Annotated in this window: 16 protein-coding genes; 5 read left to right on the top strand and 11 right to left on the bottom strand. The window is 62.9% G+C overall.

The window, feature by feature from the left end; translation table 11 throughout:
• Window positions 1-3: 3 nt before the first annotated feature.
• On the top strand, window positions 4-555 hold the full coding sequence (locus ACF8GB_RS14045; RefSeq protein ID WP_392527189.1) for a DUF4174 domain-containing protein: 552 nt from the start codon (window positions 4-6) through the stop codon (window positions 553-555).
• A gap of 80 nt (window positions 556-635) precedes the next feature.
• On the opposite strand, the gene ACF8GB_RS14050 is transcribed toward ACF8GB_RS14045, so the two are convergent.
• The 3 genes from ACF8GB_RS14050 to ACF8GB_RS14060 form a co-directional block, all read right to left on the bottom strand.
• Window positions 636-1,973 carry an MFS transporter gene (locus ACF8GB_RS14050; RefSeq protein WP_392527190.1) on the bottom strand — a complete coding sequence of 446 codons (1,338 nt, stop codon included), beginning with the start codon at window positions 1,971-1,973 and terminating at the stop codon, window positions 636-638.
• A 158-nt stretch (window positions 1,974-2,131) separates the two neighbouring features.
• Window positions 2,132-3,697 (bottom strand): diguanylate cyclase, encoded by a 1,566-nt coding sequence (locus ACF8GB_RS14055; protein ID WP_392527191.1) that lies wholly within the window; start codon window positions 3,695-3,697, stop codon window positions 2,132-2,134.
• 72 nt (window positions 3,698-3,769) lie between these two features.
• A complete protein-coding gene (locus ACF8GB_RS14060) occupies window positions 3,770-4,249 on the bottom strand; it encodes a hypothetical protein (protein ID WP_058637347.1) in 480 nt (159 codons plus the stop codon).
• A gap of 128 nt (window positions 4,250-4,377) precedes the next feature.
• Between ACF8GB_RS14060 and ACF8GB_RS14065 the strand changes: the two genes are divergently transcribed.
• Together ACF8GB_RS14065 and ACF8GB_RS14070 are read left to right on the top strand one after the other, a co-directional pair.
• Window positions 4,378-4,875 carry a GNAT family N-acetyltransferase gene (locus ACF8GB_RS14065; RefSeq protein WP_145255302.1) on the top strand — a complete coding sequence of 166 codons (498 nt, stop codon included), beginning with the start codon at window positions 4,378-4,380 and terminating at the stop codon, window positions 4,873-4,875.
• 122 nt (window positions 4,876-4,997) lie between these two features.
• The gene (locus tag ACF8GB_RS14070) at window positions 4,998-5,318 is read left to right on the top strand and encodes a hypothetical protein (RefSeq protein WP_058637345.1); all 321 of its coding nucleotides are present in this window, start codon (window positions 4,998-5,000) and stop codon (window positions 5,316-5,318) included.
• 105 nt (window positions 5,319-5,423) lie between these two features.
• On the opposite strand, the gene ACF8GB_RS14075 is transcribed toward ACF8GB_RS14070, so the two are convergent.
• The 6 genes from ACF8GB_RS14075 to lpxO form a co-directional block, all read right to left on the bottom strand.
• Window positions 5,424-6,203 (bottom strand): ABC transporter ATP-binding protein, encoded by a 780-nt coding sequence (locus tag ACF8GB_RS14075; protein ID WP_197843987.1) that lies wholly within the window; start codon window positions 6,201-6,203, stop codon window positions 5,424-5,426.
• A 5-nt stretch (window positions 6,204-6,208) separates the two neighbouring features.
• A complete protein-coding gene (locus ACF8GB_RS14080; protein ID WP_078478765.1) occupies window positions 6,209-7,225 on the bottom strand; it encodes an iron ABC transporter permease in 1,017 nt (338 codons plus the stop codon).
• Window positions 7,222-8,232, bottom strand: a complete 1,011-nt coding sequence (locus ACF8GB_RS14085; RefSeq protein WP_197843955.1) for an ABC transporter substrate-binding protein — start codon at window positions 8,230-8,232, stop codon at window positions 7,222-7,224. The genes ACF8GB_RS14080 and ACF8GB_RS14085 overlap by 4 nt, the downstream gene beginning before the upstream one ends.
• 147 nt (window positions 8,233-8,379) lie before the next feature.
• On the bottom strand, window positions 8,380-9,546 hold the full coding sequence (locus ACF8GB_RS14090; protein ID WP_392527192.1) for a DUF1624 domain-containing protein: 1,167 nt from the start codon (window positions 9,544-9,546) through the stop codon (window positions 8,380-8,382).
• 140 nt (window positions 9,547-9,686) lie between these two features.
• A complete protein-coding gene (locus ACF8GB_RS14095) occupies window positions 9,687-10,256 on the bottom strand; it encodes a GNAT family N-acetyltransferase (RefSeq protein ID WP_058637342.1) in 570 nt (189 codons plus the stop codon).
• A gap of 8 nt (window positions 10,257-10,264) precedes the next feature.
• Entirely contained in the window at window positions 10,265-11,164 is a 900-nt protein-coding gene (gene lpxO / locus ACF8GB_RS14100) for a lipid A hydroxylase LpxO (RefSeq protein WP_023536108.1), read from the bottom strand.
• Window positions 11,165-11,322: 158 nt separating this feature from the next.
• Between lpxO and thpR the strand changes: the two genes are divergently transcribed.
• Entirely contained in the window at window positions 11,323-11,904 is a 582-nt protein-coding gene (thpR, locus tag ACF8GB_RS14105) for an RNA 2',3'-cyclic phosphodiesterase (RefSeq protein ID WP_058637341.1), read from the top strand.
• Here thpR and ACF8GB_RS14110 read toward each other — a convergent pair.
• Window positions 11,893-12,798, bottom strand: a complete 906-nt coding sequence (locus tag ACF8GB_RS14110; RefSeq protein ID WP_058603869.1) for an AraC family transcriptional regulator — start codon at window positions 12,796-12,798, stop codon at window positions 11,893-11,895. The two genes, thpR and ACF8GB_RS14110, sit on opposite strands and share 12 nt — an antisense overlap.
• A gap of 178 nt (window positions 12,799-12,976) precedes the next feature.
• Between ACF8GB_RS14110 and calA the strand changes: the two genes are divergently transcribed.
• A complete protein-coding gene (gene calA / locus ACF8GB_RS14115) occupies window positions 12,977-14,029 on the top strand; it encodes a vanillin reductase (protein ID WP_100851268.1) in 1,053 nt (350 codons plus the stop codon).
• Window positions 14,030-14,080: 51 nt separating this feature from the next.
• Here the strand turns inward: calA and ACF8GB_RS14120 are convergent, their stop codons facing one another.
• Window positions 14,081-15,397 (bottom strand): hypothetical protein, encoded by a 1,317-nt coding sequence (locus ACF8GB_RS14120; RefSeq protein WP_196185563.1) that lies wholly within the window; start codon window positions 15,395-15,397, stop codon window positions 14,081-14,083.
• Window positions 15,398-15,495 lie beyond the last annotated feature (98 nt).

The following is a 15,495-nucleotide window of genomic DNA, read 5'->3' on the forward strand; positions in this document are numbered from 1 at the left end:
CGCATGCTCGTCCGGTCACTGACCCTCGCCGCCTTGCTCGCCGCTGTGAGCCCGGCTTTTGCGGCTGACAATAATGGGCCACTGGCCCAGGAGCTGGGCAAGGCAAGGCCATTGGTCATCATCGCACCTAGCAGTGCCGACCCCACCCTCAGGGCCATTACCAAGGCCATGGAGGATCCGGCTACGCAGGCCGCCTTCAAGGAGCGTAACGTCGTGCTGTACAGCGTCGCCCAGATGATGGGGAAACAGGGCGACAAGAACCTTGAGCAGCAGACCACCATGGCACTGATCCGCGAGCTCAAGCTCGGTGCCAGTAAAGGCACCAAGGTCATCCTCGTTGGCAAGGACGGTGAGCGGCACATGCTCAAGGACGATGACACCGGGGAGGTTTTCGACCCCCAGGCCATCATCAAGGCGGTGGACGACCTACCTGCGAGTGAGAAAGCGATCAAGGCATCCGAGCCGGTCGCGGCCGCGGCGCAGGAAAAGACCAAGGATGCAAAACCGGCCAAGCCCTCCAAGCCCAGTGCACCGCCCAAGCCCCTGGAAGATTGAGCGTTTTGTCAAGCAAGCGCCTGCGAGGGGCGGGCGCCATGCGGTGTTGCCGGTGCAGCCGCCGGTGCAGCCCTTACAGGTCAGGCGGTGGGTTGCCCGGCGCTGCCAGTCGCAACGAGAGTAGGGTCATCGTGCAGCGATATCCGCGAAGTTTCCGGCAATGCCAGCCCGCCCACTAGCGCTATCAAGGCAATGACGACCAGGTAGAAAGCTGGCGCCAGACTGCTGCCTGTCTGCCCGATCAGCCAGGTCGCGACCAGCGGGGCGGTGCCGCCGAACAGGGTGTAGGCCACGTTATAGGTAATGGCCGAGGCTGTATAGCGGGTACGTGTAGGGAAGCTTTCCGATAGCAGGGCCGCCGTTACAACGCCGCTGGACAATGCACTCACCGCCAGCAGCACCACACCTAGCAGGGCGCCGAACATCGACCCCGAGCTGGCCAGCCAGTAGGCCGGGAACACGCACAGCATCACCCACAAGCAGGTAAAGCCAATGGTTTTGCGCCGCCCGATGCGATCCGACACAGCGCCGGCAACCGGGCAACCCGCGGCGGCGAACAGCAGCGCAACAGTGGTCACCAGCAATGACTGGGCGCGAGTCAGGTTGCCCACCAGTTGCAGGTAGGTGGCAAAGTAGGTGGTGAACATATAGAACGACAGTGCGGTGAGGGAGATGAACGCGCCCAGGTTGCGTATCGCGCGTCCATGGTGGCGCAGCGTCTGCTTGAGGGGCGAATGCTCATGTTCCTTGCCTTGCGCCAGTGCTTCACGGAAGGCTGGCGTTTCTTCCATGCGCCAGCGCAGGTACAAACCCACCAGGCCCAAGGGTGCGGCGATCAGAAACGGTACACGCCAGCCCCAGGCGGCCATGGCTTCCGTGCTCAGGCTTGCTTCCAGGCCGTAGGCGATCACGGCAGCGCAGGCAAAGGCCGAGAACGTCGAGACCGGCACGAAGCTGCCGTAGAACGCGCGCTTGTCGTTTGGTGCATGCTCCATCAGGTAGGCACATGCCCCCGCATATTCACCTCCGGCCGAGAAGCCTTGCAGGCAGCGTGCAAGCGTCAACAGTACGGGGGCTGCCAATCCGATGCTGGCATACGTTGGGAGCAGGCCGATGAGGGTGGTGGAGCCTGCCATCAGCAAGATAGTCAGCGACAGGATGCGCTTGCGTCCCAGGCGGTCTCCCAGCGCGCCGAACACGATGCCACCCAGTGGGCGCAGGGCGAACGCCACGGCAAACACGGCGAAGGTCTTGAGCAAGGCGACGCTCGGGTCGCCACTGGCGAAGAACTGGCTGGCGATGAGGGTTGCAAGAAAGCCGTAGACGGCGAAGTCGAACCATTCGACGAAATTGCCGATGGCCGAAGCGGCGATCACCCTGCGCAGGGTGGCAGGGGATACCTCGTGAGGTGCGGACATGCGGGTGCTCTCCGATTTTCCATTGGCAGCCATGACGAGCGTGGTGCGGTCGAGCCGCGCCATCATTTGTTGTGGTTGTCAGTAGATCGGCCCCGCTTATGGGTTGCTTTGTCGAGGACGACCTTTGGATGCCAGAAACGACCGGGGCGGTTGGAGCTCTAGGCCACGACAACGCGGTTGCGCCCACTCTGCTTGGCCAGATAAAGCGCTCTGTCAGCCGCGGCCAACGTGCCGGCCGCATCGTCTGTGCCTTCCCAATGCGCCACTCCAAGCGACACAGTCAGGTCGCCCACCGGAGCTATCGGGGTGTCCTCGATGATCGCGCGCAGGCGCTCGGCCACACTGGCTGCCACAGCCAGGTCTGCGCCAGGCAATAGCATCAGAAACTCCTCGCCGCCAGTACGGCAAAGCAAGTCGCCTTCCCGACAACAGCGGCGCATCGAATGGGCCAGTTGTCGTAGCACGGCATCGCCTGTGTCGTGCCCGTGGCTGTCGTTGATCCGTTTGAAATGATCCACGTCCATGACGATGGCTGAAAAACGCCGGCCTTCAGCCTCTAACAACGACAGGCTGAATTCCAGCCCGCGGCGATTGACCAGCCCTGTCAGGGGGTCGGTCTGGGCTTCGCGGTTCAGCCGGCCAATGCGTTCGTGTAGCAAATTCAGGCCGAACAACAACGCTCGCTTGAGCTCAGCTGCCTCGAAATACCACGCACGCACCCGGTGCAAATCTTCGGCCGTGTTGGCGCTGTCCATCCTCCTTGCACTGGCGGCGAGCTGCCAGAGCGGCCGAGCGATGACCAATGCCAGCCACCAGAGCAACAGGCTGCCGACCAGCGCCAGTGGCACCGATGCACCTATCACGTTGAGGACCAGGGTATTGAGCGGTGCCACGGTGCGTGACAGTGGCTGCTGGGCGACCACGCCCCAACGGGCACTGGGCACGGTGGCGAAGCCTGCTAGCATCTCGACGTTCTGGCTGTTGGTGAGTGCCAGGGTGCCGCTGGGCAGCGTTGGCAACTGGTCGATCAAGGCATTGCCCTGCACGACGGTACCGATACGCTGGTTATCAGGGTGGTAGAGCAGGCGTCGTTGGTGGTCGACTACATAGAGATATGAGCCGTCCTTGTAGAAATGCTCGCCCAGCAAACTGTTGAGGATGTTGTGTTCGCGCAGGTAGAGCGTGCCCCCTACGTAGCCCAGGTAACGGCCTTGCTCGTCGATGATCGGCTGCGAAAGGGTGACCACCAGGTTGTTGGCAGCAGAGACGTAAGGGGTAGAGACCAGCGCACGCCGCAGGTGCAGCGCTTCGTCGACCCCCGGGGAGTGCATGCGCCCGCCCACCAGGTGCCGCAGCGGCGCAGGGGAGACGGACAGCAACGTGCCGTCGGCATCGATCACGAAGGTGGAATTGAACGCCATGCTCTGCGCCAGCACGCGGTCTGTTTCAGCCTGCAAGGCCACGGCGTCACTCAGTTGCCGGCCTTGCACACCTGCGCTGAACTGCAATTGCTGCAAGGCGTTCCCGATGAAGGTTTCGGTGATGCTGGCCAGCTTGGTGGCGTACACCCGGTTCGCTTCCAGCGCGTGATCGATCAGCAACTGGCGCTGGACGCGGTAGCTGGCAAAATAGCTGGCGCACAGCATTACCAGTGCAGTGAGTGCACAGAGCACCAGAATGAGCCTGCGCAGGTCCAGTCGCAATCCATGCTTGGTGTTTGGCAATCCTGACCTCGAAATCATCAGATACGGAGAATGGCAAGCAATCCTCGATAGCCGTCGCGTAGCGCGTGACGCTCAGGGGGCGGGGTTTTCCAGAGCCTGGAGTTCTGCCTCCACGTCCTGCATGCGCTGTTCAGCCACCGCCTGTACCTTGGCATCTGCGGCGGTTTGCTGCATCAGTGCCGTGAGTTTTTCGCTCAACCGCTTGCCTTCAGGGGTTTTTTCCAAAGCGCGGGCCTTGGCGGGGTCCTGCAAGGCGCCGACGATACTGGCGAATTCGGCATCGGTAAAATTCTGTTCGCTGTACAGGCGGAACAGGTCCTGGCGCTGGTCGTCAACGGTCAGGTGTCGGCGCAGCACCTGTTCGATGCTGGCTTGGCTCACGTCCGGGTGCTTGCCTGCAAGGAGCACGGCCATGCGTTGAATGTTGTGGTCATAAGCCTCCTGCAGTGGCAGCTGGGCAACGATCTGTTCTTCACGCGTGGGCTTCTGGTCGCACGCCGTGACCGCGGCGATGAGCGCAAACATGAGCAGCAACTTCGAAGGGCGAGGCATGGCTTGGCCTGAGTGGGCTGTGGAGTAGGGCAATTATAGGGGTGCGCACGCGTCCTGGACGAGCGTTGCATTTGCCTTGCCGGGCTCGCTGCGGTAGAACCAGGCCCTTTCACTGCAACGGTTGCCCCATGCCTGAACTGATCCTGAGCCCCGTGACCCCAGAAACCCGTGAGGAGGTCGTGGCCTTTGTCGAGGCCGCGCGGCGGGACTTGTTTCCGATGCTTGCCAGCGCGCCCAAACCTGCGGACCTTGAACATTTTGATGATGTCTATCTGCAAGGCGCCGGCGCGTTCATCGAAGCACGGGCAGGCGCAGACCTGGTGGGCGTAATCGGCTACCTGCCCTATGACAATCGTTTTGCTCAGTTCGATTACGGTGACCAGCGTGTGGTCGAGGTCGTGCGTCTGTTCGTGTTGCCTGCCTATCGCCGGCACGGCGTTGCGGCGCGCTTGTTCGGGGCCTTGACGGCGCAAGCGGCAAGCGAAGAAATCGACCGTTTTTACCTGCATACCCATCCGTTTCTGCCGGGGGCCGTCAGCTTCTGGGAGCGACAGGGCTTCACCCTGCTGCAGGTCGAGGACGACCCGGTCTGGCAGACAACCCACATGGACCTGCGGCTGCGTTAAGCGCTCGGACATGTCCTACATTGACGTGGGCGTGATGGACCACGCGTTCATTTTCTTACAAGGCAGGTGATGATTTGCTTCCTCGTGCACGGACTTTTCACAGCCGCAGAGGGAGAGCGACAATGCCGCACATGGCCCTGTACAAACTGAAACTGCTGGATGAATTCGAAGTTCGCACAGACGGTTGGTCGTTCGACGATTTCCAAAACCGCCTGATGGACATATGGCGTGGCGCCACCCGCCAGGATGCCGCCAGCATCATCAATGCCGCGCACCGAGAGGGCCGATGGCCCAGAACGGTCAGGCAGTACCTGCTCAGTCGCATCGAGGTGGCCGGTCACGTCGAACCGGAACTGGAAGCCACCTTCATCGAACTGTCGGACTCACTCACCGGTCAGGAGCGGGCGCAATGGTGCCGCACGGCGACCGACACGGTTCACTGACCGCTGACATGGGCGCGCGGTGGCTTCGCTGCCGCCGCCCGTATTCAACACGCACGGCCGTCAGCCTACCCGCCGTCCACAATGCGCCGCGTGGCATGGAGGCACTCACGCGCAGCGAAAACGCAGTACCTGAGCGCCGTCCAGCGGGTCGGTGAGCACGTGCGCGTGAACGCCGAAGGTGCTCAGCAAGCAAGCGGGCGTGAGCACATCCAGCGGTTTGCCCAGTGCGACCAGTCGCCCATTGTTTAAAACCGCCACACGGTCGCACGTCAATGCCTGATTGAGATCATGCAGGGCCACGAGCGTGGTGACCGGCAACCCCTGCACCTGCTGCAACAGGGCGAGTTGATGCTGGATGTCGAGGTGGTTGGTGGGCTCGTCCAGCAATAGCACTGCGGGGCGTTGCGCCAGCGCCCGGGCGATGTGAACGCGCTGGCGCTCGCCACCGGACAACGACCCCCACAGGCGGCTGCGCAAATGCAGCGCATCCACATCAGCCAGGGCGTGCTCGACGATGGCCTTGTCGTCGTCACCGAGCGGCGCCAAGGCCGATAACCATGGGATGCGGCCCAACGCCACGGCGTCGAAGACTCGAATGGCATCGAGCGTGTCAGCATGCTGCTCGACAAGTGCCAATGCCCTTGCCACCGTTCTGCGAGGCAGACGCGAGAGCGACTTGCCCAGAAGTTGCACGGTCCCCGTGGCGGGCTTGCGAAGGCCTGCCAGCACCTTGAGCAGCGACGACTTCCCCGAGCCGTTTGGCCCGACGATGGCCAGGGTCTCACCGGCGTGCACCGTCAGGTCGATCCCGTCGAGCACCGGGCGGCCACCCAGGTGCAGGCTGATGCCCTGGCAATCCAGTGGGGCGAGCTGCATGGGCGCCATGGCGGTCACGCGCGTCCCCTTCGGGCTACCAGGATAACGGCGAACACCGGTGCGCCGATCAGGGCCGTGACCACCCCTACGGGGATGACCTGTCCGGCGATCAACGTCCGCGACAGGATATCCGCGGTGATCAAGAACAGCGCCCCGCCCAGGGCGCTGGCCGGTAGGAGCCGGTTATGACCGGGCCCGAGTAGCAGGCGCAGCGCATGGGGAATGACCAGGCCCACGAAACCGATCGCGCCGACGATGGAGACCATGACGGCGGTGACCAGGGCTGCACAGCTGATCAGTAACAGTTGAGTGCGCCGTACCGGCACGCCCAGGGATGCTGCCGAATCGGCGCCAAAGGTGAACGCATCCAGCGCACGGCGTTGCCACAGGCAAATCAGAAGGCCCAATAGGGCAACCGGCACGGTCAGCCAGACCGAAGGCCAGCGCACGCCACTGAGATTGCCCAGCAGCCAGAACAGGATGCCGCGGGCCTGTTCGGCCGTCGCCGACTTGGTGATCAGAAGCGCCGTCACAGCATTGAACAACTGCGAGCCAGCCACCCCGGCAAGGATGACGTGAGCCCCCGTGCTGCCTGGGCTCGCGGCGCGCGCCAGCAGCAGCACCAGTGCAAAGGCTGCCAAGGCGCCGATGAAGGCCCCAGCAGACATGCTCAGGGTCATGCTGCCCACGCCCAACAGACCCACCAGCACCGCTCCTGTAGATGCGCCCGCCGACAGGCCCAGCAGATAGGGCTCGGCCAGCGGATTGCGCAGCAGCGCCTGGAGGATCACGCCGCAGGTGGCCAGCCCGGCGCCGCAAGCCGCCGCGACGAGGCTACGGGTCAGCCGGTAGTTCCACACAACACCAGCATCGATGGGGTCGAGCGGGTAGCCCGCTTGCCAGGCGTGGTTGGCCAGCACCTGGCCGACCAAGCGTAATGACAGAGGGTTTTCACCGATCGCAGTACCCGCCAGCAGCGCACCCCCTAGGGCTACCAATGCGGCGCAGGTCACCGTCAGACGCTTGATCACGGGGCTGCAACGCCAGTGGAAAAGGCTGCCGCCAGCGTCTGCAAGCCGCGGAACAAACGAATGCCCGCCTGCATCGCCTCGGCATCGAGCACGATGATGCGCCCATGCTTGACGGCGTCCATGTGCTGGGTCACAGGGTCATTGCGCAAGAAGTCGAGTTTCTTCTGGTAGTCGTCGGCCGGAAAACGACGGCGGTCCATGCGTGCAATGATCAGCCAGGTTGGGTTGGCCTTGGCCAATGTCTCCCAACTCACGGTTGGCCACTCCTCGGTGGAGCTCACCACGTTGCGCACGCCAAGGGCACGCAGCATGAAATCCGCAACGCCCTGGCGGCCTGCCACGTACGGGTCGGTGGCCAGGTCAGCGCTGGAGAACCAGAACAGCGCCGAGGTATTTGACAGGTCCACGCCTGCCAGCTGCGCCTGGGCATTGGCCAAACGGCCCTTGAGTTCGTCATTGAGGGCGGCGCCACGGGCCTGCACATCGAAGACGCTGGCCAATTCGCTGACACTCTTGTAAATGCTTTCGACCTGGAAGGCCTGCAGCCGCGTGCCGTCGGCGCCTACCAGGTTGTCCTTGCCTTCGCAATCCGACGGCAGCACATAGGTGGCGATGCCCAACTCATCGAATTGCTCGCGCGTACCCACCGCGCCCTTGTCCCCGACCATCCATTCGAACTGGGCCGTCACCAGTTGCGGGCGCTTGCCCACCACCGCCTCGAAGCTGGGCTCGTTGTCGGCAAGCCGAGGGACCTTGGCGTCTTGCGCCTGGTAATCGGGCAATACGTCATTGAACCACAGCGATGAACCGGCGAGCTGGGCACCCAAGCCCAACGCGTACAGCATTTCGGTGCCCGCCTGACCGATAGTCACCACGCGCTGGGGTGCCTGGGTGAACACCTGGGGTTTACCGCAGTTGTCGATCGTCAGCGGATACGCGGTGGGTGCACCCTGGGCCAGGCCGGCGATGCCAAGGCCAGCGAGCAGGGTGGCGAAACGGGGCAGCATGCAGGACGATCTCCTGTGGGGCAGTTCCCGATGGCTCGCGCAAGACGAACGCGGGATTCCCTATTGATGTGAGGGTGGAAACCGGCGGCACGCATGGTAGACCATCGCGCCGCCGGGTGAAACGCTTTTAGGGTCTGGTTTAGCCGCCTAGAAGTACTTCAGCCACGCCAGATCACGCCGGCGCGCCTTCAGCCGGGCGAACCAGCGTACAGGCGGGTAGAGCATTAGCGGTAGCAGGGCCGACGTGAGCCAAACCGCGGCAATGGTCTGGAAACCAAAGTAGGCCCCCTGGTTGGCCCCCCACACACCTAGTGCGCTCAGGTACAGGAGCTTGAGCACGTAAAGGTGCAGCAGATAGAAAAACATCGGGGCTGCGCCAAACATCGCCAGCACTCCGATCCAGCGCGGGTGCCCTGCGCGCTCGAATGCACGCAGCAGCAGCAACCCAACGCCCAGGGTCAACGTCAGGAACACCAGTGACGGCGGGTATTTGGTGATGTTTAAGAAACTCATCAGCGTCTGCGCCAGCGCTGGGTGAACACTCCAGTGCGCTTCGCCATAGGCGTTGATCGCGCGCAGCGCGACAAAGCCCAACAGGGCGCCGCACCCAGCGTGTAGCAGCCGTCGTTGACGCAGTGCCGGTGTGCATGCACTGTGCAACCAGGAGCCGAGCCAGTAGCCAACGGCGATGACGCCGACCCAGGGCAGTACCGGGTAGGAGGTGCGCAAGCGCAGTGTGGAACTGACATCGAGCCAGGTACGGTCGTGAGCGATGGCCCAGGGCACATGCCAGGGGGATGCGGCGTCGAAGTGCACACCGTCAAGCAGGTTGTGCCCGGCGATGAGGGTCAGCCCAACGGCGAGCAGGCCAGCCCGGGGCAGCCATATCAAGGCTGACAGCGCCATCATGCTGATACCGATGGCCCAGATCACTTGCAGGTAGATCACAGTCGGCGGCACCTGGAATGTCCAGGCGAAGTTCACCAGGGTGAATTCCAGCACCACCAGAAAAAGCCCGCGCTTGAACAAAAACATCGAGACTTCGCCGCGACGCTGCCGTTTTTCGCCGTAAAGCCAGGCAGACAGGCCGGTGAGCAGCACAAAGACCGGCGCGCACAGGTGTGCGAGGGTGCGACTGAAGAATAACGCAGGCTCGGTGGTTTCCACGGCCATCGGGTCACTGACCTGATGCTGCATGAAAAACGTTTCGCGCACGTGGTCCAGCAGCATGATCAGCATGACAAAACCGCGAAGGGCGTCGATGCTCTGCAAGCGTTGGTGTGAGAGGGGAGGTAGCAAGGATGTAGGGGGCATGGGCATCACGGTTAAAGACGACGGACGAAACGTTATCTTATAACCTGAGCGCTGAGCAAGACTGCCTGTTTTGAACCGTCAGAATCTGGCGTGTACTGGCTCCAGGGCACGGGCATCAGACCCTGGAGCGCCAAGGCTGACTACCGACCCTTGCGACGCGATACACGCGCTTCGATGTTCTTGCGGCCAATGAGCAGCGCAGGCTTTTCCGTGACTGGCTCATCGGCCAGCCATTTATACATGACAAGGCAATCCACCAACCCCAGGTGTGCATGGCGATAAGCCTTGGGCAAGCGGCCGACGGTTTCGAAGCCCAGCTTGTGCCACAAGGCCACCGCCACTTCATTGCTGGCGACCACCGAGTTGAACTGCAGCGCCAGAAAGCCTTCCTGACGAGCCAGCTTCTGCGAGTGCTCGCACATCAAGCGCGCCACCCCGCGGCCACGTGCCTGCTCGGTCACCATGTAGCCACAATTGCCCACGTGGCTGCCTGGCCCGCCGGCGTTGGCCTTGAGGTAGTAGGAGCCCAGGAGCTCGCCCTGCGCTTCGGCTACCAGTGTATGCCGGGGCAGCTCGAGCCACATGTGGCGGGCCTGCTCAAAGGTCATGTCGGGGTCAAGGGCGTAGGTTTCGCGCGCCTGGATCACGCCCTGCAGCGTGGGCCAGAAGCGCTCGAAATCTTCTGGCGTCATGGGGCGGAGATTGATCATGTGCAGCCTCAGATGTAGATGAACACCAACACCAGCGCCGCCACCACTGCCCATTTTTCGAGGTAGTAACGCGTGCGGTTACGCTTCTTCAGTGCTTTGCCGCGTTCGCGGATGCGGTAGATGCGGGTGAACAGGCGGTTGATGGCGCCGGTCTTGTCCCCTGCATCGTTGGGCGCCGCGGCGGCGGCCATGACGTTGCGGCTGAACCAGCGATTGAACGCCGTGGCCCAGCGGTACTTGAGCGGGCGCTCCACATCGCAGAACAGAATGATGCGATTGTGCTCGGTGGTGTTGGCCGCGTAGTGGATGTAGGTTTCGTCGAACACAACGCCCTGGCCATCGCGCCACGAATATTTCTCGCCATCGACGTCGATGTAGCAGCCGTCGTCGTTTGGAGTATCCAGGCCCAAGTGATAGCGGTAGGAGCCAGCATAGGGGTCGCGGTGCCGAACCAGCTTGGCCCCAGGGGGCAGGGTGGCGAACATGGCGGCCTTGACGGTGCCAATGCCTTGCAGCAGCTGCGTGGTGCGCGGGCACAGGGTCATGGCCGACGGATGACTTTCGCCGTACCACTTCAGATAAAACCGCTTCCAGCCGGTCTTGAAGAACGAGTTGAAGCCCACGTCGTCGTAATTATCGGACTTCTTGATTTCGCCAACCTGGAGTAAGCGCTGGGCTTCTTCACGGATTTCCTGCCAGTGTTCCTGCAGCGGTTGTAGCTCAGGGAAGGCTTCGACCGGCAGGTAAGGTTTGGCCGGATGTTTCGAGAACAAGTAAAGGAAACTGTTGACCGGGGCCAGGAAACTGGAATGGTCACCCAGCTGGCGGGTCAGCTTGTGACGCACCCGGCCGCGCAGGTGAACGTAGGCGATCGAGAGGACGAATAGCAGAACGAGTGCAATTTTCATGGACGTTTACTTGTCGAAAAATGGCCATGCGCGATGGCATAAGCCCGCCAGCATAAACAATCGTCGCGGCAGTTTGTACCTATTGTTACGAAACTGTCCGGCCGGTTCGGTGTCGCGTTGCATCGTCCGCGACCCTGGTTTCACCTTCAGGAGATCTTATGGCTCAGGACACTCGCTCCACGGCCAGCCCGTTCAAGCGGCTGTTTTTCGCCCTGCCAGTCAGTGATGCCCAGCGCCGCGATGTCTCCCAGTGGCGACGCAGCCTGGCGCTGCGCAGCGGCAGGCCGGTGCCAGCCGCCAATTTCCATATCACCCTGGCATTCCTGGGCAATGTCGATGCGGCGCAGGTCCCATCGGTGTGCGCTGCCGTCGACCAATTGCTGCTGCCCGACAAGGCGCCGAGGCTGGTGCTTGATCGCTTGCAGGTGTGGCACAGGGCCGGTGCCCTGGTGCTTGAGGCGCAGCATACGCCTGCGCCCCTTCTTCAACTGGTCTATGGGCTGCAACAGGCGCTGCTGCCCTTGGGTATCGCCGTTGCAGACCGCACCTTTCGACCCCACTTGACGTTGTCCCGCGACTTTCACGGGCAGCCCCCTGAGGCCAGCACGCCGCCTGAGTTCTTTGTCAGCGCCCGGGAATGTGTACTTTACGAGTCTCGAAAGGGCGCCTATCAGCCATTGGCACGCTGGGCATTGGGGGATGGAGGCGCATTCATTAGCCCACTGGGCTCACACCGGTAGGCTCTGATACGGCAGTTCTTCGCCGGGGCTGCGTTCGAATTGGCGTTTATACTCGCGGCTGAACTGCGACGTGCTCTGGTAGCCCACCCGATGGGCGACCTGAGCCACGCCCATACCTTCGCCGATCAGCATCTGCTGTGCCTTGAGCAGCCTCAGGCGCTTGAGGTACTGCATGGGCGCCATGTCCGTGCAGCGCTTGAAATGCTCGTGGAAGGTGGAGACGCTCATGTTCGCTCGCCCAGCCAGAGCCTCGACGCTCAGTGGCTCGCTGTAGTGTTCGCGCAGGTGGGCCAAGGCGGCGCCGATGCGGGCGAAATGGCCCTGTTGCTCGACCAGCGCTCTGAGTACCCCGGCCTGCGGGCCACGCAGGGCGGCGTACAGCACTTCACGCACCCGGGCCGGCCCCAACACCTTGGCGTCCACAGGATCTTGCAGGCACTCCAGCAACCGCTCGACCCGCTCACGCATGGGCGCGTCCAGGGCGGCCGAGGTCATCGACTGGGGCGTCTGAGCCTGCACCGGGCCATCGGTGGCAAGGCCGCTGCTCTGCACCAATTCGCTCAGCGTGGCGCGGTCGATGGCCACTGCCACGCCCAGCAAGGGCACATCGGGCGTGGCGAAGGTTTCGCACATGAACGGTACCGACAGCGCCTGCACCAGGTAATGCCCCGCGCCATACTCGAGCGTGCGGGGCCCCAGGCGGGCCAGCTTGCTGCCCTGGGCCAGGATCATCAGGCTCGGCTCATAGATCTGCGGGCTGCTGGCCACGTAGTGGTCCCAGCTCAGCACTTGTACCTGGGGCAGGTGGGTGGGCACGAACCCTGGGCGAACCGCCAGACGGCGTATGAGTGCGCAAAGCGGGGCATTGGCGTCGACGTGACGGGTCAGTTGCATGGAGCACCGGGGCAGAGAATCGGACAGCATGGGTGGACGGATTATGCCCGCCGCGCGTTGGCTGCACCAGAAGCTTCGGAGAATCAGGCAAGGCTTCCGGAGAATCTGCGGTGGGCAATGTTCCTATCTGAGAACAAAATGCTTCACATGAACCGTTTCACTTAACCGCGAGGTCTCTATGTATACCGCTATCGGTTACGCCGCCCAAACCCCCACCAGCCCGTTGGCACCCATGACCTTCGAGCGCCGCAGCCCGCGCCCGGATGACGTGGCCATCGACATCCTGTATTGCGGGGTGTGCCACTCGGACATTCACCAGGCCCGCAACGAATGGGGCATTGCGGTCTACCCCTTGATGCCAGGCCACGAGATCGTCGGCCGCGTGACCGCGGTAGGCGCCCAGGTCACCGGCCACAAGGTCGGTGACCTGGTCGGTGTCGGCTGCATGGTGGATTCCTGCCGTCAGTGCGCGGCCTGTGCCAAAAACCTTGAGCAATACTGCCTCGAAGGCCCGACCATGACCTACGCCACGCCCGATCGGGTCGATGGCAGCAACACCATGGGTGGCTACTCCAGCAGCATCGTGGTGAGCGAGCATTTCGTCGTACGCATCCCCGAGGGCATGGACCTGCCCAGCGCCGCCCCTATCCTGTGCGCCGGTATCACCACCTATTCGCCGCTCAAGCACCACGGTGTAGGCCCAGGCCACAAGGTGGGCATCCTTGGCATGGGTGGCCTGGGCCACATGGGCATCAAGCTGGCCAAGGCGCTGGGTGCCGAAGTCACGCTGTTCACCCGTTCCGAGGCCAAGGCCGCTGAGGCGCGCCGCCAAGGGGCAGACCATGTGATTGTGTCCACCGACGCCGAGCAGATGAAAGCGGCAGCCGGTCGTTTCGATTTCCTGCTCGACACCATCCCGGTTCAACATGACCTCAATCCCTACCTGGAAACCCTGACGTTCGACGGCGTGCACATCCTCGTCGGGTTGATCGAACCGATCGAGCCTGCGCTGCATGCTGCCAACCTGGTCATGAAGCGCCGCGTGCTGGCCGGCTCGTTGATCGGCGGTATCGCCGAAACCCAGGAAGTGCTGGACTTCTGTGCCAAGCACGACATCCGTTGCGACATCGAGATGCTGGATATCCGGCACATCAACGAGGCGTATGAGCGCATGATCGCAGGCGATGTGAAGTACCGCTTCGTGATCGACATGGCGACCCTCAAGGCCTGATCGGCCGTCGGCCTGCACCGGAATCAAACGCTGCAGGCTCTGTCGCTGGCCTTACCAGGCCAGCGGCTTGTCCCCACCTTTCCAGAACAGCCAGCGGCGGACTTCGCCATGCGGGCCTGTACCGATCTGCCAATCAGGTCGGCCACTGTCGAGCGCGATCACTGAGATGAACCCCGCATGGCTTGCGGCAACGAGGGTTCGACCATCCTCGCTGATGTCCATTGCGCTGATGGTCGAACCTAGATAGTGCTGCCAGCGTTCGCCACCGTCTTCCCCAAAAGCCCGTAAATAACCATAGGCATCACCGACGATGTACTCGTCCTGACGCGCCACGCCTGCGTAGACCCTTGCGCCTTCCTGCACCACCGGCGTGCGGGGGTCCTGGCTGTAGTAGTCCGTATCCAGGCCCTCCAGGTCGCTCACCCTGACGGCCAGCGACGCACCGCTGTAGAAGTGACAGGCATTGAGCAGCAACTGGTCCCCGGTACGGTTGAACAGGGCGTAGTGCGGGTATTCGCTGGCCGGTCCGATACTGGCAACAGGCGTTAACTGACGGTCCAGCACCTGGTGCCGGTTGGCTTGCTCGCCTACCACGACCCACTGCCCGTCGGGCGATACAGCGCCATGGGCCATGCTCAGGCCCAGGATGATGTCATCGGGGTCGGTACCCTCTGCCAGCGCTTGCTCGACCTGCTCCTGGCGCGGCAGCAGCCGGCTCGCGCCCTGCTCAGAGAGCACGAAAATGCCCTCGTCGCTGATCAGCAGCACCTGTTGCCCATCGGGGAAGGGTATCAATGCAGTCGCAATGGGGGGCAGGTCGAAAGGCTCGAACGGATAGCCTTTGGGCAACCCCTCCAAACCGGTAGGCCACGCCAGCCGCCGCACCTGTGGGCCGCCCCATCCATCGGTCACGCGCACACCCTCGGCGTTGGCCAGGGCGAAGAAGCGTCGAGCCGGGCAACGGCCGAAATGCTCGACGCCGATGATGGGTGTCACGGTATAACCATCGATACGCACCACCTGGCCTTTCTCGTGGGGCATGCCGATCCGTGCGAGCAGGCTCCCGTCATTGAGCAGCAGCAACGTGGCGATACCCTGACCATGGGTGTCGAGCAGGGGCAACAAGGGCGCATGGGCTGGCGGCCAAGCCTGGCGAAATGCCTGGCGCTGGTGCTCCTCGACGGTCGGCTGGTTGACCTTGCGCAAGGCGGCGCGCCAGGCGTCCAGCAAGTGTTCGGTGGCAGGGTGCCGGGGTTCTTCGAGCTGCTCCCAGCCGTGCGCACTGCCTTGTGCGACATAGTCGTTGACCGCCTGGGCGTAGGTGATAACGGCCTGCTGCCATTGCTGCTGGGGATGCTGCTTGTCCATGAGTGGGTGGAACTCCTTGATGTGCGCCAGTATCCGAGATTGCGCATGGTACGCCTTCGGTACGGCGGTTGTGAGGCCCGAGCATGACGCGTACCATG

The organism is Pseudomonas sp. xss_4, from assembly GCF_043104125.1.
Taxonomy (GTDB): domain Bacteria; phylum Pseudomonadota; class Gammaproteobacteria; order Pseudomonadales; family Pseudomonadaceae; genus Aquipseudomonas; species Aquipseudomonas parafulva_B.